Below are 19138 nucleotides of genomic sequence, written 5' to 3'. Positions count from 1 at the left end.
CCTTTAAGGGAGCTGAAGGAATCTCGAAGAATACGAGTTTGATAGGCTGGCGGTCTAAGTGTGGAAACATATTGAGCCGACCAGTACTAATTTTCCGTGAGGCTTGACCATATTATTATTTATCTCTACGTAATTTATATAGATTACAACATGAAAGTGTTGTGGTTTGTAGGAGATAGTTCTTATGAATTATCCCTGCAATCTGGTGATTTTAGCATTGAGGTTATACCCGTTCCCATCCCGAACACGGAAGTCAAGCTCAATCGCGCCGATGGTACTGCCAAGGTGGGAGAGTAGGTCGTCGCCAGTTTAATTAAAGCCCCAGTCTTCGGACTGGGGCTTTTTTCTTTTATAAGTTTAAATCTATTAGAAAAGCAGTTAACGTTGGAAAATCTTCTTCTGATATTTAGTTTTTATACTTCAAAATGACAAATTATGAATATTTCTGAGCTTTGTAGTAATTATTCCACATAAATCCTGAATATTTACAATGGCTAGCCCTGAGAGAGGAGTGTTATTATTTCTCAAAATACCAATGGAGAATTAAATGACATCAAGAGAGCGCGTCCTCGCTGCCATAAACCATAAAGAACCCGATAGAGTCCCGATAGATCTTGGTGCAACACCAAGTTCAGGAATCTCTGCTATTGCTCATGCCAGACTTATTCAAACTCTGGGCTGGGATGAAAAGACACTTATTTATGATGTTGTTCAGCAGCTGGCACAACCAGGTGACAGGCTGATAGACAGGCTGGGTGTTGATGTTCTTGATATTGGAAGAGTTTTCAATGAGAAAGATTCTGACTGGACCAAAATTAAATTAAACGATAAATATGATGCATATAATCCTGCCTGGTTTAAGCCCGAGGCCAACGGAAAAGGGGGTTGGGTAAATTACCATAAAGATGGAACTCCCATCGCTGCAATGCCCGAAGGGGCTACATTCTATGATCAAACCCATTTCCCCTGGGTTGACGGCTATCCGGAAGGCCGTAAAGCCATGGAGGAGTGCATTGATGAGGCCATGGATAAAGTTCTGTGGTCAAACATGGTACATAGTCCCTGGGATCATGCTGCAGAGCCTGATTTCTGGGGTCAGCTAAGGAAGAGGACCCTGAAACTCAGGGAGGAGAGTGACAAGGCGCTGTTGGTTGTCTGCGGCTGTAATCTCTTTGAATGGGGAACCTTTCTCAGAAGGATGGATAATTTCCTTATGGATCTGTATATAGATAAGGAAAATGTCGCAATACTGATGGAACTCCTGATGGAGAGACATATGAAAACCCTTGAAAAGGTTTGTGATTCGGTGGGGGATATTGTTGATGTGCTCAGGTTCGGTGATGACCTGGGAATGGATTCCGGACCATTTATGGGACTGGATGTGTATACCGATCTTTTTCATGAACACCGGAAAAAATTGTGTTCATATGTTCACAACAACAGTTCAATGAAAACATTCCTTCACAGCTGCGGTTCAATCTATCAGTTTATTCCTTCTCTTATTGATGAAGGAATCGATATTATAAATCCTCTGCAGACAAATTGTCTCGATATGGAACCTGAAAAGGTTAAAGGTGAGTTTGGGATTGATATATGTTTCTGGGGTGGCGGAATGGATCCCAGAGTCATACTGAATACCGGAACTCCTGCTCAGGTTAAAGATGAAGTGAAACGGCGTCTTGATATACTTAATCCAGGCGGCGGTTTTGTGTTTAATAATATTCATAATATTATGCCCGATGTTTCAGCTGAAAATATTATTGCTCTGTTCGATGCGGTCCAGGAATATAAGTAAGCTTAAATCCCTATCCCGGTAACACTGTGGTAGTATAAAAGTTGTTATTTTTCCCGGAGGCAGTAACTGAAAAATACAACACCCCTTATTCTTATTGGAAACAGTATAGAATCTACCTCTATACCAAGACCTGAGCATCAGGAGGATTATCCTCTGGATGATTCCAGGCATTGGTATGACCTGGAGCATATGCACTGGCAGGTCAAAAAACTTCCCATGCCGGAAAGTGCAATGGATGGTCCTGAAGGAAAGAGGGTTATCTGCAATATTCCCATGAAACACCCCTATATGGACAAATTCAGATTCGGCCTGGAACAGGTGGCTGCAATAAATGATATTGAGCTTGAAATTATTGATACAGAGCGGGATTACAATGCTCAGGTGGATTATGCAAATATCGTTATTGATAGAAAGCCTGATCTGACAATTCATCTCATGCCGGAGTTCAGCCATGTTAAGGGTTTATATCAGAAGATATACTCTGCAGGTATCCCCATTATCTGCAGCAACCTGATGCCGGCACAGGAGGATCTCCCTTATATCCTATCCTGGACGGGTCCTCATGACTGGGAGATGTCCAGAGAACTGGCTCGTCATTTTGCCAGCTATATGAACTTTGAGGGTGGTTATACGCTCATTCAGCATCTTGAGGGAACATCCTGCAATGTAGCCAGAACCTGGGGTGTTATTTCTGAACTCAAGAGGATCGCTCCCCGTATGCGCTGCCTGGATTATTGTTCAACCGAGATGAATCAGCAGCTTTCTGAGAAGGCTGTGGAGATCTGGTTGAAAAAATATGGAAAGGAGCTGAAAGGGATCGTCTCTGCAGACAGTCTGATTGTTCAGAATGGGATTAACAGGGCCCTTTCCAGGATGAAGAGAGCTGATATTATCTGTGTCTCTCACTGGAGTCCTCCGGAAGCTCTTAATTTAATAAAGCATGACAAGCTTATGGCAACTACCTATCAGTCGGGTATTATTGACGGAACATTGTCCATGCAGACAGCAGTTGACTGGTTCAACGGTTTTGAGATCCCCCCAGTCTGTTTTATGCCTGTACATGTTATTACAAGGGATGATGTTGAACAGTTTCTTACCAAGAGGAATGAGTTACCCATTATTGATTATGATCCTTTTACGGTTTCACTGAAACTGGGGGACAGCCCGGGTATTGAATCCTATTTTCAGGATCTGATCAGAAAGTTTCAGGAATGCAGTCTCATCACAGCCGAATACTGCAGCGGTGTAGCTATTGAAATTCTATCCCGCTTTATTGCAGTAAGTGCAGAAAAGGGGATAAATAACCGAAGCCTGACAGGGTGTAATAATCCCGCCATGCTGACAAAACAGATTCTTCATCAGAAGAGTTTTGATAGGACTATGGATTGGCTGGAGAAGATTGCCCTAAAATATTGTGATCTTATCAAGACCGAACTTCCCTCAAAGATCTCCATTGAACAGATTGTTGAATATGTAAGGCATAACTCGATGAAACCGCTGTCTCTTAAAACATTGTCTTTTCAATTTAACCTTTCCGCGGCATATCTGGGGCAGCTTTACAAAAAGGAGACTGGAGATAATTTTTCAAGTCATCTTAATGTTATCAGAGTGGAGCAGGCTAAAATTCTCCTTCGTAATCCTCTTCTTAAAGAGTATGAAATAGCTAAAGAAGTGGGATATTCAGACTCCAGTTATTTCTTCAGAATCTTCAAAAAACAGACAGGAATGAATCCGTCTGAGTATCGTGAAAAGTTTCATTTGAGTTGAATTCCATAATTTTTCAACAGTAATTGCAAAAAATTACAATTTCTCTCCCTTCTCAGGGGTGATATCCTGAATTTCAGATCAAGGAGAGAATAAGTAAAATGACATCGAAAGAAAGAGTCGCAGCAGCATTTAATAAAGACCCCCGTCTGGACCGGATACCAAGATGGTTGGGAATGTCTGATGAGTTCAATTTGAAAATTCAAAATCATCTGGTAATGGATGAAGAAGCTGTTCGACGTCATGTACGGGATGACTTCAGAGTCGTCCGTGCTGTATTTACGGGATCTCAGGAGGATATGATGCCGGGTGCTACATGGCGCAGTCCTTTCGGTGTCGAAAGAAAGGGTATCGGATTCGGGATGCCTCTTTCTCATCCCCTTCAGGGAATATCGAGTATAGAAGAAGTCGAAGCTCATGTCTGGCCGGATTGTGATGTTGTTGACACTTCGGGGTTAAGAGACAATATCTTAAAATATGAGGGTGAATATGCAATTATGGGAGGAGACTGGTCTCCATTCTGGCATGATGCTATTGATCTCATCGGACATGAAGAGCTCTACTATCTGATGTTTGACTATCCGGAAGTTGCAAAACTTCTGTTTGAAAGAATTACTGATTACTATATTGAGAGCAGCAGGAAGAGTTTTGAAGAGGCTGCTGATCTGATGGATATCTTTTTTATCGGAAATGATCTGGGGAGTCAGTCCGGTCCTCTTATGGGTATCGAACAGTTTTCTGACTTTCTCTTACCCTCCATTAAACGTATGGTTGATCTGGGACATGAATACGGTCTCAAGGTGATGCTCCACTGCTGCGGAGGCTATCGCCCTCTCATCCCTTCACTCATAGAAATAGGAATGGACGGACTTCATGCCCTGCAGCCTGACTGTCACGGTATGGACCCGGCGGGTCTCAAAAGAGATTTTGGTTCTCATATTGTCCTTAACGGAGCCATTGATTCTCATCATATTCTTATCAGCGGGGAGACAGCGGAACTGGTGAAGAGTAGATCCATGGATGTTCTGAAAATTATGGGAAAAGGTGGTTCATATATCGCCGGAGCCAGTCATGACACTATTTTAGAAGAAACTCCGGTTGAAAATGTACTGGCAATGTTCAAGGCGGTTGATGAGTATGAATATCTTTGAAAAATACCCGCAATTTTCGAAATTATTCCAGTTCTATGCATAATTTGTCCTGTTGCGGGTGTTCTAAAACGGATTTAATCTGAATTAAAGATGAATGGAAAAGAACAATTATTCATTTATTTTTACAATTTTGTAGATTCGTCTGAAAGGGCGGAGATTTTTTAAAAGTTACTAAAGGAGTATGAGTTATGAAGAGAATCTTTACAATGTTACTGATGACTGTTCTTATGGCAGGGTCTGTATTTGCTGCAGGACAGCAGGAAGCAGCTGCCCCGGCCAGCGATGCTGATGCCAAGGCTAATCTTGAGGCATCAAAAGCAATTGATATTTCTGATGTACGTGGAAGCGATGGACAGCTTTTACTGATTTATGGTGATACAAGACCCGTTCCTGCAAAACCCGCTGATCAGGAAGCACTTGATATGTGGAAACTGGAATATGCCGGTCGTCAGACTAAAAAAGTTGATATGATTCCCTCTGCTGGAACCGGTGTTATCGGAAAGAAAATCATCATGATAATGCAGTCTGAGCATCCTTACTGGACAGCCGTAGCTAACGGTTCCAGAATTGCATGTGAAGCTTATATGGCTGAGTTCGAAATGTGGAATCCTAATGGTGACCTTAATCAGCAGAATCAGTATGTAGATAGAGCAATTGCAGAAAAAGCGGATATCGTTCTTCTGGCTTCTCTTGATGCCAAAGCCAGTGTTCAGCAGTTCAAAAAACTCTATGATGCAGGAATCCCCGCAATTGCATACAATATGATTCCCAATGATGACGCTATGAGATATGTACTTGCAATCACTGCACCCGATGACTTCGGCCAGTTTAAAATGCTTGCTGAGCACATGGCTAAAGATGTCGGTGGAAAAGGTGGTGTAGGTTACATCACACATATCCCCGGTGGATCTCCTTATTACGCAAGAACAACCAATGTTGTTGAGTACTACAAAAAGAACTATCCTGACATGAAAACTCTGGATATCCAGTCTCCCGGATTTGATGCTCCCAAGACAAAACAGGTTGTTGCTGACTGGGTAACCAGATTTGGTGATGAACTGACTTGTATCGTAGTTTCTGATGACTCTGCACAGGGTCTCGGTGTATCTCAGGCTCTGGAAGAAGCTGGTAGAAGTGATGTTTATGTAATCGCCGCCGGAAACTCTAAAGTAGGTATGGACCTTGTTAAAGCCGGTAAAATTGATGCAATCACATTTCAGTCTGCTGAAGCTGACGGTGCTGTTCCCATCAAGGTTGCTGCTGACTACTTCAATGGTGTAGATCTTGGTTCCAATGCAGCATTCTATCTGCCCCAGGCTGTTATCACTCCTGAAAACGTAGACAGTTTCATGCCTGCACAGTGGTAATCTAATAGATAAACCGTTTTAGAATTATTTTAAAATATAATAAACCGGACATTCCCGAGAGGGGCCTTATGGTCCTTCGAGGGAAATTACCAAGGCTTAAAACAGCTTTGGTAGTTTTTTGTCCTTTGATTCACATCCTTCCGGGGATGTGAACCAAAAGTTTTAATTAGGAGAATATAAAGTGGGTGAATCGGCAATTGCATTGCAGATGAATGAGGTAAGTAAGCAGTTTCCCGGGACTCTGGCTGTTAACAAAGTCAGTTTTGAAGTCCGAGCAGGGGAAGTTCATGCTCTCATGGGTGAAAACGGAGCCGGTAAATCAACATTGATGAAAATACTTGCCGGATCTTATGCAGATTACACCGGTGAGATTCTTATCGATGGCAAACCTGTCAAACTGCATAATCCCCATCAGGCTAAAGCCGAGGGTGTGGGAATGGTTTATCAGGAGCTCAGTATCGCATATAACAGATCTGTTGAAGAAAACATGTTTGCCGGTAAAATCCCGACAAAAGGGCTCTTCGTTGATCATGAAACACTCCGGAAACAGGCCCTGACCTCTCTGGCCAGTGTTAATCTGGACGATAGAATTGATCCGGGTATAGAAATGAAAAACATTTCACAGCATGAGTCACAGCTGATTGAAATGGCTAAGGTTCTTAATGACAAACCAAAAATTCTTGTTATGGACGAACCGACATCTGCACTTTCCAGTAAAGAAGTACAGATGCTTTTTGATATTATTAGAGATATAAAGAAACAGGGTGTGGCTATTGTCTATATCTCTCACCACCTCCCTGAAATCTTTGAAGTGGCCGACAGGGTTACTGTTCTGCGGGATGGAAAAAAAATAGATACCTGCAATATTAAAGATGTTGATAATAAAACTGTCGTCGAAATGATGATCGGTGAAAAAATAGATGATTTTGTCCGTACAGGAGCTTCAAATCTGGGTGAGGCAATTCTCAAGGTTGAGAATCTGACTCACTACGGCTTTGTTCATAATATTTCCTTTGAATTAAATCATGGGGAGATTCTCGGGATCGTAGGTCTGGCCGGTTCCGGAAGAACTGAGCTGGGACGCTGCCTTTCGGGTGCAGATAATGTGGATTATGGAAAAGTTGTTCTGGACGGTGAAAGCATTGATATAAAAAGTATGTCCCAGATGCTCGATAAGGGTGTTGCATATCTTTCAGAGAACAGAAAAACTGAAGGACTGGCATTACGCCTTTCCAACAGGAACAATATTCTATCTTCAATTATATCAAGACTTTCCAGATTCTTTTTCTTCGACCCCAGGAGGGGAACTCCCATTCTGGAAGAACTGTATGAAAAGCTGACAATCTATCCACATGATCCGGAGATTACGACTTCCAATCTTTCCGGGGGAAACCAGCAGAAGATTCTTCTGGCAAAATGGTTGTCCACAAAACCTAAAGTTCTGATTCTTGACGAACCCACCAGAGGTGTGGATGTAGGTGCCAAGAAGCTGATCCATGAAACTATTGTGAAACTTGCGGAAGATGGTGTTTCAGTTATCCTTCTCTCTTCAGATCTGCCGGAGCTGGTAGTACTTTCTGACAGGGTTGCTGTTATGAAACAGGGACATCTTATCGGAGAATTGAGTAAAGAAGACGGATTTGATGAAAATAAGGTCCTTCTCGCCGCCAATGGAGAAAGAGGAGTTTTCAGTGTCGAATACTAATAATGATATAAGAAAAACCGGGCACAATAACATTACACTGATTATAAATAAGTTTGGTGTATTCTTTATGATTCTGGTGCTGGCTGTAATCGGAATGATGGTCTCTCCTCATTTTTTGAGCGGCAGCAATCTGCTGAATATATTGAATGCGGTATCCTACCTGGGTATCGTTGCCGCAGGTATTTCATTTGTAATTTTCTGCGGTCAGTACGGTGATCTGTCTGCACCCATGGTGATGGCAACAACCGGAGTTCTCTGTGTCGAATTTATGCGATATGGTCTCTGGTACGGTATACTCGCCGGTATGATCGGCGGAGTAATAATCGGCCTTATTAATGGTTTTGTTATTGGAAAGCTGAGGGTAAATGCCATTATCTGGACTCTGGCTATGAACTTCATTCTGGAAGGTCTGGTTCGCTTCTCTTATAAAGGAACTCAGATCTATCCTGATATGGCTACGGAGAAAACATACACAACAGGATTTTTTCTGCCTCTCATGGCAAAACTTGATCCTCATATTATGGAACTGGACCTTGTAAGCAGGGCTGCAGAGTTTAATGCTTTGGCAACCACATATCCGGGAGGAGTTCCTCTTGTCCTGTATATAATGTTTGCCGTAATGATTATCGGCTACATCGTCATGACAAAGTCAACCTTCGGTAATCAGCTTAAGGTGGTAGGTTCCAGTTTTGAAGTCGGAAAAATGTCCGGTATCAATGCTACAAGAACTGTTATGTTTGCATTTATGATGTCATCTCTTTTTGCTTCAATTGCTGGTATTTTCATGACCTCATTGAACCAGGTAGGGGCTTTTTATATCGGTCAGGGATATGACTTTCAGGCTGTAACTGCAATTATCCTCGGTGGTATGAGTCTTTCCGGTGGTCGTGGAAGCATGATCGGAGTCTTCGGTGGTGTTTTTACACTGGGACTGATCAGCAATATACTGACTCTTTTCGGGGTTGGTACGTTTACACAGAAAATGATTACAGGGGTGATCTTCATTACCGTGGTTGCGGTAAATGCCAGATCCCTTAGAAAACTGGGGCGTGACTATGCTTAAAATAAATAAAAACTTTGATCGCGAGAAGTTGCTTGGAACACTGAACCACAACAGAATTTATGTATTTCTGGTTATTATTATTATTATTATGTCCATCGGGGCTCCCGGTTTTATGAGATCTTCCAATGTGACCCCCCTGCTTAAGACTTCACTACTGCCGATTCTGGTAGGAATCGGATTTACTTTTGTTATGATCGGTGGAAACTTTGACCTCTCTGTGGGAGCCATGATCAATGTGGGTGCCCTGATGGTAATGGGTGAGTTTAATAGATTCTTTTTAATCTTCGGAGGAGAGGCTGCCGGTACGGGTGCTGTTGTGGGTGCATGGATTGTAGCCTCAATTATTGCTCTTGGTGCAGGTTCATTCTTCGGACTGATAAATGGTCTTCTGGTTGCCAAAGGTAAGGTGCACTCCTTTATTGTTACAATTGGTATGCTCACCACCCTGGGTGGGTTTGTGTATACATACAGCAAGGGAAATACCATCAGTGCAAACAGTTATCTACTCGTAGATATAATTGAAAAACCCCTCTTGAAGCTTCCTTATCTTGAGTTTTTTACAATGCGTTCCATTATTACCATTCTTGTCCTTGTTTTCTTTGAAATCCTTCTGGTAAAGACCAGCTGGGGTAGAGGCCTGTTTATGGTGGGAAGTAACAAGGAAGCCGCCTGGCAGGCCGGTATTGATATGGAACGAAAGCTGATCTTGACCTTCATAATCTCCGGTTTTACTGCAGCCATGGGGGGAATCCTTTTTGCTACATCCATGAATGCCGCAGTTCCCAATTATGGAGAGAGGGGAATCAATCCTCTTATGCTTGTTCTTGCATCCACAATAATCGGAGGTACAGTTATGACTGGAGGCAGTGGATCTGTTGTTAAAACTGCTATAGCGGTTATTGCAATCCAGGCTATATTCAACGGCCTTATAGGTATGGGACTGGGCTTCGATTCACAGGTTCTGGCAGCGGGTGTTCTTTTAGGCTCTGTTGTTCTGTATGAAGCGTTTGTTCTCTATAAGCAGTCTCTGAGGAAAGGAGAGCGTCCGGCGATGCTTCCCGAAGCAGAAGAGCTGAAGCTGAAACATAAAGCTTAAAAATTATTTAGAGCCTGTTCTTACAGGCTCTGAAGCTGTTTAGCGTTGTTATAGGAGTATTTCATGAAACGGTATGGACAAATTATTAAAGTTAGAGACGGGCAGTTGGAGTCCTATAAATATCATCACGCTCATCCCTGGAAAGAGATCAACGATAAAATCAGGGAATGTAATCTCTCGAATTACAGCATCTACCATAAGGATGGATATCTATTTTCCTACTTTGAGTATATCGGAAATGATTTTGATGCTGATATGGCAAAAATGGCTGCCGATCCTAAAACTCAGGAATGGTGGGCATTGATGAAACCCATGCAGGAACCACTTGAAACCAGGAAAGAAGGTGAATGGTGGTCAGATATGGAAGAGGTATATCACCTGGACTGAATGCAGTTCAATTTAATAAAATATAATTTTTTTTATATAAACCGGAGGAGTTTATGTTACATGATCCCAGTCATCGATCAGCTGTTCCAGTCGCTGAGGAGATAATTCTGCATCCTGAGGAGCAGGATATTTTAAGAGAATTAGGTGAAGCTTATGCTGATATTGCATCAGAATCCGTTCATAAGGAAAAAGCGGCATTATGGACTGATCTGAATGATCTCAAGTCAAAGAGAGCTATGGTCTGGATTAATGAAATCCCCTGGCACGAGATGAATGTTAATGATGAACTCACACTGAAGTGTAAGAATAAATGGGCCAGAGAGCTGGAAGATAAACTGAGAAAGACTATTTATCAGTGGACACACATGCCCGGTGATATGGTTGTGAATCCCTGGTTTGACTGTGAAAAAGTTATTCACAGCACCGACTTCGGGATTGTGGAAGAAACTGATATCGCAAAAACAGATGAATCCAATGATATTGTTTCCCGCCATTTTAAAATACAGATTACTGAACCCGAAGATATCGAAAAAATAAAGATGCCTGTGGTTACTCATAATGAAGAGGCAACCCGCCTCAGTTTTGAAGCCATGCAGGAAGTGCTGGGAGATATACTTCCCATAAAGCTGAAAGGACAGAGTCATATCTGGTTTACTCCCTGGGATTATCTTATCCGTTGGTGGGGTGTTACCGAGGCTATGCTGGATCTTGTCCTCAGACCAGATATGGTGAATACCGCCGTAGACAGAATGGTGGATGCCTGGATGGTTGAACTGGATCAGTTTGCCGAACAGAATCTGTTGTCACTTGATAATGATAATACGAGGATCGGTTCTGGTGGATACGGCTATTGTTCTACCCTTCCCGGTAGTAATTTTGATCCGGATAATATTAAAACACATAATATGTGGGGTTGTTCGAATGCTCAGATTTTCTCAGATGTGTCTCCTGAGATGCATTGGGAATTTGCCATTGAGCATGATTTACGCTGGCTTGAACGCTGGGGTATGACTTACTACGGCTGCTGTGAACCCCTTGCCGGTAAAATGAAACAGCTCAGGCGAATCCCTAATTTGAGAAAAATATCCTGCAGTCCCTGGAATGACACCAGACGTGCCATAAAAGAGATTCGGAATGACTATGTTATCAGCCGTAAACCTAATCCTGCTGTATTTGCTACAAAGGAATGGGATGCTGATGAAGCGAGAAAACAGATCCGGGAGTTTTTGACTGAGGCTGACGGGAACTGTCATATTGAGCTGATTATGAAGGATATTTCAACAGTAAATTACATGCCCGAAAGACTCTGGGACTGGGAGAGAATTGTCATGGAGGAAGTGGATAAATTTCCCAGCCGATGATAAGTATCTGTGACTGATTTTTTACATATGGATCAATATTTTTTACCCTTGTTTCATGGTTCGTACAAGGGTATTCTTTTATTAAGTTATTACTATGTATGTAAATAAATAAAGGGGTATTTGTATGAATAGATCAGAAAATTGTTTAAAAAAGCTGGATAGAATCAATAAAACTCTTCGTCATGAGGAAGCTGACCGTGTACCGATCAGTGACTTTTTCTGGCTTACGTTTATAGACCGCTGGAGAGAAGAGCTGGATCTGCCCAAGGATGCCAGCCCCTACTCTCATTATGATCTGGACTGGATCTGTGCTACACCCAATCTTGATCCTCACATCAAGAATTTTGAAGTAATAAAAAGTACAGATGATGAAGAGGTTGTCAGAACAGGATTTGAAGCAATTGTCCGTCATAAAAAAGGCGCTCAGATGCCCTATTTTGAGAAATTTGAGACTGACACAGTTGAAAAAATGCTTGCATTTGAATTTAATGATCCCTGGGATGAAAGGCGATATTTCAAAGGCGGAGATAATCAGTTAGCCGGTGTCTCGGAAGTCATTACAAGGAACTCTCCTCCCTGGATAGATAGTGTTAAAGAGCTGCATCCTGATTTTCCACTCTATGGTTCAGTCTGTGAGGGTATGGAAGAGGGGTGGAGGATCATCGGGACCGAGAACCTTCTTCTATGGTCTGCACTCCACCCTGATGAACTTGAGATATTCCTCAACCGGGTGGCAGATTTCAATCTGGAATTGATGAAAGCCCAGTTTAAAGCTGCCGATGGAATGCTGGATGGCTTTATCATCTGGGGGGATGTTTCCTATGTGAACGGAATGCTTTTTTCACCCGATACATGGAGACGATTCTTCAAGCCCGGATTAAAAAATATGATTGATTTCAGCCATAGTCAGGGGCTCCCTGTTATCTATCATGGATGTGGAAACTCCACCGATATCTGGCCTGATCTTATCGATATCGGTTTGGACTGTTACAACCCTCTGGAAGCAAAATCCGGAATGGATGTTATTGAAAAGCGTCAAACCTTCGGACATGACATGGCCTTCTGTGGAAATATCGATGTAATGAAGTGGGCAGACGCTCCTCTGGATGAACTCGAGGCAGAAGTGATGAGGAAGATGAATGCCGCCAAGGGCGGTGGATTCATTGTGCAATCCGATCATTCTGTACCCAGCAATGTAAGCGCCGAACGATATGAGTTTGTCTATAATCTGGTAAAGAAAAACGGGACTTATCCCCTTGATCTGGGACAATGGGATATTCCTGACATGAAGTAGTTTTAGTCAGACTGTTTCTGAATATATTCCATTGCTGACATACCGGTCCGCTTCTTGAATAATTTATAGAAGTAGGCCGGGTCGGTATATCCAAGCTGTAGAGCCACTTTATTGATTACTATATTTTCTCCCCTGAACAGTTTTTTAGCTTCTTCAATTCTTTTGTCGTTGATATAGTCATTGAATTTCAATCCGGTCTCTTTTCTGAATATCTGGCCGAGATAGGCCTGTGAAATGGAAAAGTCGTAGGATAGAGATTTAAGTGACATGGGTGTGCTGTAGTTCTTATCTATGAAATCTACAATTTCCTGTATATGAGTTTTCTTATTGATTTTTGAAAGTTTTGAGGCTATTACCTGCTGCGCAAGATCATTGAGCCACTCCAGTACAGATGTTATTTCCTGGTCTTCAGTTAAATGTTTGGCCAGGCTGCTGTAAGATCCAAGATTCTCCTCTACAGATAGGCCATCCTCCTGCATAATTACTATCATACCTGTGAGAATCTCAAGGCAGATCCCCTGAAACATTCCAATAGGGATAACTCTTCTTGTAAGTATCTTCTCATAAAGATCACCGAAAAAATTATAGCAGGCTCTCCACTTATATTCTCTGATTGAATTATAGAGATGTTCCATATTCAAAGAACTTACCTGAAAGCGTTTATACATGAATTCAGAGGCGTCCTCTTTGGTCACAATATATTTTGGAAGATAGCGGATTGGTTCAACGGTCAGACCCTCAAACCAGTCAATAATCGTCTGAATAGCTGTTTCTGCATCAATTTCCGGAGATTGAAAAGAGTTGGCATATAGTCTGTCCTGCATAATATGCTCAAGACCCATACGGCTGCTGCCGGCAGCCACACAGCATATATCCTCCCGGTCTCTTTTTTTCAGTACTTCTGATATTGCCTGCATCACTTCTCCATCATCGGCACTGAAAATACCGTTCAGTCCATCACCATGTGTATCTATCCACTCCTCAACTATTGCTGCGGCTTCCGAGGGGATCATACCTATTCTGGAATCAAGATGTATAAGATCCGGGGTATATTTATTAAGTTCTGTAATGGGACCCCATGTTCTGGCAAAATAACTGGAATTTCCCTTATGGTGTTGAATAATCGCATAGCCGCCCTTGTGGTTCATCTGATCGGCCATGGTTTTTGCCAATAGACGACTTTGGCCCCAGTCATCGGGACCTGTCCAGGCAAGAAGATACTTGTGTCCTTCATTCTCCGCCAGAAAATTGCCCCCAATTACCGGGATATCTGCCTCATTTATTCTCTTATACCAGGAACTGCTCTGCTTCTGGTGTTCGGGATTCAGAAGTATCATATCCGGCTTCATGGAAATGGCCATATTTACATTATCGTCAAATAATTTTTCATCCCACTTGGAATTAAGTATCCGAAGTTTCAGACCGGCGTCAGCACATCTCTCTTCAATTGTGGCGGCATACTGCTGCATATAGGGATGATCATCTCCAGGCTGAAGATAGATAAGCTCTTTGCCTGAAGCACCATCTCTGGGGGAATCGGGGATGTTTATTTTTTCAATGTTCCATCCGGCATATTCGGTATCATACCAGTATTTGCTATCCTGAGGAGTCAGAACCGCCCCTTTCTCGGGGGGGGAGGGGATCTCCTTTTCTGTTGCCCCCCAGAGGAGAAGCAATTGTCCTTCTGAGCTGCGTTTTAAACTGACTGACTGTATACGTGGTGATGCTTTTTTTGGCATTTTCGGCATTTTTGGATTATAGCATATTCTGTTTCGCAAAAAAGAATTTAATAAGAACAGCAGTATACTTTATACTGTTAGACATAAGTACACAGAGGTAGTATGAAAAGATTTCTATTTGTTTCTTCATTTCTGCTGATCGGAGGGGTCCTTTTTTCTAATAATCCCCTGTCTGATCCTTCTATTCCGGATAATGAGCGTATTTCTTACTCCGTATTAAGGGGTAAGGAGTACAGTAACGCTCTGCAGACAGTGAGCAAAATAAAGGCTGATGACGGAAGCTCCTGGTATAGAGTTCTGCTGAGCTCTCCAGTACAGGATATTGAAGTAGATATACGTACCGGGACCCTGGTTCCCTACCGTTCACGGAGAGTTCAGAAAACGGGACGGACCGAATATACGACTTTTTCAGAAATCCAATCCGCCCCGGCAGTTAATGATGATGAGATTCTTCTGGTGGATTTCAATGATCTGAGTCACATCCTGAGGGGGTATCCCTTTTCAGATCCCAAAACACTTAAACTCGTTTTTCCTTATAACCCGGAAAATAAAGATAATAAAAAGGACAGTATCACATTCAGAGTGAAGTATATTAAAGAGGAGACTCTTGATATCGGAAGCGAAAGCTATGATTCATACAAGCTTCAGCTGTCCGCTAAAATGACCGGCGGAATGGCAATGTTTTCCGGCATGGTTCCTAAAACATTCTTCTGGTATTCCATTGAAAAGCCCCATTATCTTCTAAGATATGAGGGGAGCGGGGGGATGGGAGATTCTGAAAGGATAATTATGGAAGTCGAGTCTTATGAGATCGGGAGGTAAGAATATGGCAATACCAAAACAGGTTGAAGATCATCTGGAGAGAATCTTTAAGGATTCTGAAGCTGAGTGGAGCGGAGAAGAGGGTGCTTTTGATAAACTCTGCAGCAGTTGGGAAAAAAAGGAAAGACTCTTTTCACAGCAGATCAAACTTCTGGATATGGATGAGCTTCCAGAATTGGAGGCCGGTGATTCCCGGGCAGCTCTTCTTCTTACCTTTTCCGGTTCTCTGGTCAGTCTGGGGCCCGGTGAAAAGCGCTGGCTTGAGTATGCAAGCATCTCCTTAAGAACGGATGTTCCAGATATCGTTCGTTGTGAAGCGACCTCACTTTCATCTCCTGCGGCCTATGGTAAGGCCGCAGAGTTCAGCAGCGGTCCTTTAAAACATACCTCAGCCCTCTATAAAATCGTTGTCTGCAAGGAAGACGTCACACCGTCTGAACAGGAGAAAAGAGTTCGGGAAGCGACAGTCTTTCTGACGAACTCATTTATACATCTGAACCGTGATCTTACCCTCCCGTTCAGCGATCAGGATGCGGAGCAGTTCAATAAACAGAACATTATTGCCTATCTGGCAAGGAAGAGCGGTCTGACCCAGGATAAGATCAGAGAAGTCACTGATGACTATGTGTCCATGATGGAGACTGGAATGCTTATGGGTAAGACTGTCTCCTTTGGAAGATTGGGACGTTTTTCTCTCTCTCTGAAGCCAAGCAGGAAGGCTCGAATCGGACGCAATCCTAAAACAGGAGAGGAGATTACTATTCCTGCCAGAGGGGCTCACTGGAGTCCTAATTTTAAGTTTTCCGGAAGCAGTAAGGATAAGGCTGAGGCCATGCCTCTTCCTGAAGATGAGGAAAGCTGATTTCCTATTCCCTTTATACCGGTATATGGTAATATAGAATATAACTTTTTTAAGGAAGTAATGATGAAATCGCCCCGCTCAACATCCATAATTTTTATTCTGATTATTATATTCAGCAGCAGTCTTTCAGCACTGCAGCCAGGGGATGAAGTTCCCGGTTTTTCTGTCGTTTCAGGTTCAGGACAGATATTGATACGGGATGATCTGACTGATAGGAAAATCATGCTCTTTTATGAAGACCGTTCTCAGATGTCTTTGAATCAGGACCTTAAGGAATATATCAACTCTCTGTCACTGGATAACAACAGTGTTCTCACTGTTGCTGTAGTGAATTGTTCCGATGTGGGACTGCTTAAAAAAATCTGGGAAGATCGTCTTGTTGATCAATCACGTAAAACCGGTATACCTGTATATGGCGACTGGAACGGTAAAATGAAAAATAAGTTTAACTATAAGGATGACTCAAACGCTTTTCTGGTTATTGATGAAGCCGGTAAGGTCATCTATGCCCGGGAAGGGGTTGTCGCTTCTTCTGAGTTCTCCCGTATCGGCAGTCTCGTTCAGTAGGTAGAATAATTATACTGTGAAACAACCGGTCTTCTCGGATAAGCAGATTCTCCTCCTCTATTTTCTGACTCTTATAGTATTAGGTACAGGGCTACTTCTCTTACCCTCATCATATCATGAGGGAAGACTGGGGGTTCTGGATGCACTCTTCACTACGGTCTCCGCTGTATGTGTTACCGGTCTTTCCACTGTTGCAACAGAAAATTTTTCATTTTCCGGTCAGATTATTCTTCTCAGCCTTATTCAGGCTGGTGGACTGGGTTTTATTACTTTCTCGACACTATATCTTTTTTTCCCGGGTAGTCGTTTTTCCTTCAGTGATTCCGCCATAATTCAGGAATATTACGGCTCTGAGAAAATTCAAAAACCTAAGAACATTATCAGACGGATACTGGCATTTACATTGCTGATTGAATTGGCTGGTATGCTTTTTATATATCCGGGGATGCTGAAGCAGGGAGTAGATAAACCTATTTTTTCATCAGTTTTTCATGGTATTTCTGCATTCTGTAATGCAGGATTTTCTCTATATCCTGACAGCTTGACCCGATTCTCATCCAATCCTGTTGTTATGACTGGTCTCTCTTTTCTAATTATCAGCGGTGGAATGGGATTTATGGTATTGTGGAATCTTTTTCGTGTCCTTAAGCATCCAAAGAAATATAACTTACGTTATCACAGCAAAATCATGTTTCTTTTTACAGCTATCCTCCTGATTCTCGGTTTCATTATCTTTTTCCTGATGGAACGTAATAGATTATTTGCCGACATGCCGCTGAATGAAGCCGTTGGGGCGGCCCTGTTTCAATCCATAACCACAAGAACTGCCGGTTTTAATACGGTTGATCAGGGAGGATTTTCAACACCTTCCTATCTTCTAAATCTATTGCTCATGCTTATCGGAGGGGGCCCAGGCTCCACTGCCGGAGGCATCAAAGTTACAACCATGTTTCTTCTTGTTCTGATTTTTATAAAGGGCATTGATGATCATGGTGAAATAGCTTTTCTTAGACGCAGGATCAGCAGAGACCTGTTAAGCAGAGCAGGTCTCTACTTTCTGAAGGCCCTGGCCATCCTGTTTCTTTCAGTCTTTCTTGTCAGTTTATTTGAGAGTTTCAGCTGGAACAGTATTGCAGGGTTCCGGGAAATCCTTTTTGAATGTGTCTCCGCCCTGGGTACGGTTGGTTTGAGTATGGGTATCACCGCTGATCTGAGTGATATGAGTCAGATGGTTTTGATCTGTACCATGTTTGCCGGCCGTATAGGTCTTTTTACAATTATCATTCCTGTGATGACAGCTGAGACTGTTTATAATATTCGTTATCCCGAAGCAGAGGTATTAATAGGATGAAAAAGCAATTTGCAATTATCGGACTGAGTTCCTTCACTAAAAGAATCCTGGAACAGATTGAAACAGAAGAGTGTGAGATTATTCTTATTGATAAAGACCCTGAAACCATAGATGCCTATAAGGACAGAGTACAGCGTTCCTATATTGCGGATGTTCTGAATGAGGCTACAATCGGACAGTTGATTCCACCGGATATCGATGCCGTAATTGTTGATCCAGGTGACAGGATTGAGGTTTCAATACTTGTAACCAACTATCTGAAGAAACTGGGTGTTAAAAAGATTTTTGTACGTGCCGAGACTGAGGAGCATGGAGAAATATTGAGTCTGATCGGGGCTGAACATATAGTGTATCCCAATAAGGAGGCCGCTCAGCGTCTGGCACCGATTCTGATGGCTTCACACCTTATCAGTTATATGCCTCTAAGTAATGAGATGGTGCTGGCTGAGGTAAAAGCCCCACAATCCATCCTGGGGAAAAAGTTGATTGGATCAGGAATAAGGGATGTTCTGAATCTCAACGTCGTTGCTATCCGTGGTGAAAAAACCGGGCAGGAGTACTCTTTTATCTCACCGGATTATATCTTTTCTGAAAATGATACACTTCTATTGGCCGGGAATGAAAAGAACCTGATGGCTTTTTCTGATAAGACTATTGTCAAAAAAAAATCAGCCATTTCCAGGTTTTTGAAAGGAGTCCTTCCGTAAGTCCTTTTATAAATAATTCAATGACGGTTTTTAATTTCCGGATAATTTAACTGAACCGTATTGTCTGCAGCTGATAAGTTTCAGCTGGCATGTGGACGTTACAGTCA

The 19138-nt window shown here is 42.4% G+C and carries 16 protein-coding genes and 2 rRNA genes; 17 read left to right on the top strand and 1 reads right to left on the bottom strand.

Annotated elements, in window-relative coordinates:
• From DV872_RS05110 to DV872_RS05055, 12 genes are all read left to right on the top strand, one after another.
• A 23S ribosomal RNA gene (locus DV872_RS05110) occupies nucleotides 1-111 on the top strand; the annotation flags it as partial.
• Nucleotides 112-201: 90 nt separating this feature from the next.
• Nucleotides 202-310, top strand: a 5S ribosomal RNA gene (rrf, locus tag DV872_RS05105).
• A gap of 237 nt (nucleotides 311-547) precedes the next feature.
• Nucleotides 548-1795 carry a uroporphyrinogen decarboxylase family protein gene (locus DV872_RS05100; protein WP_114628778.1) on the top strand — a complete coding sequence of 416 codons (1248 nt, stop codon included), beginning with the start codon at nucleotides 548-550 and terminating at the stop codon, nucleotides 1793-1795.
• Between the two features lie 189 nt (nucleotides 1796-1984).
• Nucleotides 1985-3562: a helix-turn-helix domain-containing protein gene (locus DV872_RS05095; RefSeq protein ID WP_114628777.1), complete on the top strand. Its 1578-nt coding sequence runs from the start codon at nucleotides 1985-1987 to the stop codon at nucleotides 3560-3562.
• A 98-nt stretch (nucleotides 3563-3660) separates the two neighbouring features.
• Nucleotides 3661-4710, top strand: a complete 1050-nt coding sequence (locus DV872_RS05090; protein ID WP_114628776.1) for a uroporphyrinogen decarboxylase family protein — start codon at nucleotides 3661-3663, stop codon at nucleotides 4708-4710.
• A 188-nt stretch (nucleotides 4711-4898) separates the two neighbouring features.
• Nucleotides 4899-6077, top strand: coding sequence for a sugar ABC transporter substrate-binding protein (locus DV872_RS05085; protein WP_114628775.1), 1179 nt, complete (start codon nucleotides 4899-4901; stop codon nucleotides 6075-6077).
• A gap of 181 nt (nucleotides 6078-6258) precedes the next feature.
• Nucleotides 6259-7782 carry a sugar ABC transporter ATP-binding protein gene (locus tag DV872_RS05080; protein ID WP_233516409.1) on the top strand — a complete coding sequence of 508 codons (1524 nt, stop codon included), beginning with the start codon at nucleotides 6259-6261 and terminating at the stop codon, nucleotides 7780-7782.
• A complete protein-coding gene (locus tag DV872_RS05075; protein WP_158546841.1) occupies nucleotides 7769-8845 on the top strand; it encodes an ABC transporter permease in 1077 nt (358 codons plus the stop codon). Before DV872_RS05080 ends, DV872_RS05075 begins: the two co-directional genes overlap by 14 nt.
• The gene (locus DV872_RS05070) at nucleotides 8838-9941 is read left to right on the top strand and encodes an ABC transporter permease (protein ID WP_158546840.1); all 1104 of its coding nucleotides are present in this window, start codon (nucleotides 8838-8840) and stop codon (nucleotides 9939-9941) included. Before DV872_RS05075 ends, DV872_RS05070 begins: the two co-directional genes overlap by 8 nt.
• A 63-nt stretch (nucleotides 9942-10004) precedes the next feature.
• Nucleotides 10005-10328, top strand: coding sequence for an L-rhamnose mutarotase (locus DV872_RS05065; RefSeq protein ID WP_114628772.1), 324 nt, complete (start codon nucleotides 10005-10007; stop codon nucleotides 10326-10328).
• Between the two features lie 53 nt (nucleotides 10329-10381).
• A complete protein-coding gene (locus DV872_RS05060) occupies nucleotides 10382-11689 on the top strand; it encodes a hypothetical protein (RefSeq protein ID WP_114628771.1) in 1308 nt (435 codons plus the stop codon).
• A gap of 124 nt (nucleotides 11690-11813) precedes the next feature.
• Complete coding sequence (locus DV872_RS05055) at nucleotides 11814-12983, top strand: uroporphyrinogen decarboxylase family protein (protein WP_114628770.1); 1170 nt, start codon at nucleotides 11814-11816, stop codon at nucleotides 12981-12983.
• Nucleotides 12984-12985: 2 nt separating this feature from the next.
• Here the strand turns inward: DV872_RS05055 and DV872_RS05050 are convergent, their stop codons facing one another.
• Nucleotides 12986-14731 (bottom strand): substrate-binding domain-containing protein, encoded by a 1746-nt coding sequence (locus DV872_RS05050; protein ID WP_114628769.1) that lies wholly within the window; start codon nucleotides 14729-14731, stop codon nucleotides 12986-12988.
• Between the two features lie 93 nt (nucleotides 14732-14824).
• Here DV872_RS05050 and DV872_RS05045 point away from each other — a divergent pair, with 93 nt between their 5' ends.
• From DV872_RS05045 to DV872_RS05025, 5 genes are all read left to right on the top strand, one after another.
• Nucleotides 14825-15544: a hypothetical protein gene (locus tag DV872_RS05045; protein WP_114628768.1), complete on the top strand. Its 720-nt coding sequence runs from the start codon at nucleotides 14825-14827 to the stop codon at nucleotides 15542-15544.
• A gap of 4 nt (nucleotides 15545-15548) precedes the next feature.
• A complete protein-coding gene (locus tag DV872_RS05040; RefSeq protein ID WP_158546839.1) occupies nucleotides 15549-16406 on the top strand; it encodes an HU family DNA-binding protein in 858 nt (285 codons plus the stop codon).
• A 63-nt stretch (nucleotides 16407-16469) separates the two neighbouring features.
• Entirely contained in the window at nucleotides 16470-16973 is a 504-nt protein-coding gene (locus DV872_RS05035; RefSeq protein ID WP_158546838.1) for a YtfJ family protein, read from the top strand.
• A 16-nt stretch (nucleotides 16974-16989) separates the two neighbouring features.
• Nucleotides 16990-18324 (top strand): TrkH family potassium uptake protein, encoded by a 1335-nt coding sequence (locus DV872_RS05030; RefSeq protein ID WP_114628765.1) that lies wholly within the window; start codon nucleotides 16990-16992, stop codon nucleotides 18322-18324.
• Complete coding sequence (locus DV872_RS05025) at nucleotides 18321-19031, top strand: TrkA family potassium uptake protein (RefSeq protein WP_114628764.1); 711 nt, start codon at nucleotides 18321-18323, stop codon at nucleotides 19029-19031. Before DV872_RS05030 ends, DV872_RS05025 begins: the two co-directional genes overlap by 4 nt.
• Nucleotides 19032-19138 lie beyond the last annotated feature (107 nt).

The sequence above is a fragment of the Oceanispirochaeta sp. M1 genome (genome assembly GCF_003346715.1).
Lineage (GTDB): Bacteria > Spirochaetota > Spirochaetia > DSM-2461 > DSM-2461 > Oceanispirochaeta.
Note: the sequence above shows the minus strand (reverse complement) of the source record. Positions and strands in the feature narration are given on the sequence as shown.

Bases quoted from the DNA above. Each gene is read 5' to 3' on its own strand.
- DV872_RS05100 (WP_114628778.1), top strand. From the start codon at position 548: ATGACATCAAGAGAGCGCGTCCTCGCTGCCATAAACCATAAAGAACCC.
- DV872_RS05095 (WP_114628777.1), top strand. From the start codon at position 1,985: ATGCACTGGCAGGTCAAAAAACTTCCCATGCCGGAAAGTGCAATGGAT.
- DV872_RS05090 (WP_114628776.1), top strand. From the start codon at position 3,661: ATGACATCGAAAGAAAGAGTCGCAGCAGCATTTAATAAAGACCCCCGT.
- DV872_RS05085 (WP_114628775.1), top strand. From the start codon at position 4,899: ATGAAGAGAATCTTTACAATGTTACTGATGACTGTTCTTATGGCAGGG.
- DV872_RS05070 (WP_158546840.1), top strand. From the start codon at position 8,838: ATGCTTAAAATAAATAAAAACTTTGATCGCGAGAAGTTGCTTGGAACA.
- DV872_RS05065 (WP_114628772.1), top strand. From the start codon at position 10,005: ATGAAACGGTATGGACAAATTATTAAAGTTAGAGACGGGCAGTTGGAG.
- DV872_RS05060 (WP_114628771.1), top strand. From the start codon at position 10,382: ATGTTACATGATCCCAGTCATCGATCAGCTGTTCCAGTCGCTGAGGAG.
- DV872_RS05055 (WP_114628770.1), top strand. From the start codon at position 11,814: ATGAATAGATCAGAAAATTGTTTAAAAAAGCTGGATAGAATCAATAAA.
- DV872_RS05050 (WP_114628769.1), bottom strand. From the start codon at position 14,731: ATGCCGAAAATGCCAAAAAAAGCATCACCACGTATACAGTCAGTCAGT.
- DV872_RS05045 (WP_114628768.1), top strand. From the start codon at position 14,825: ATGAAAAGATTTCTATTTGTTTCTTCATTTCTGCTGATCGGAGGGGTC.
- DV872_RS05040 (WP_158546839.1), top strand. From the start codon at position 15,549: ATGGCAATACCAAAACAGGTTGAAGATCATCTGGAGAGAATCTTTAAG.
- DV872_RS05035 (WP_158546838.1), top strand. From the start codon at position 16,470: ATGAAATCGCCCCGCTCAACATCCATAATTTTTATTCTGATTATTATA.
- DV872_RS05025 (WP_114628764.1), top strand. From the start codon at position 18,321: ATGAAAAAGCAATTTGCAATTATCGGACTGAGTTCCTTCACTAAAAGA.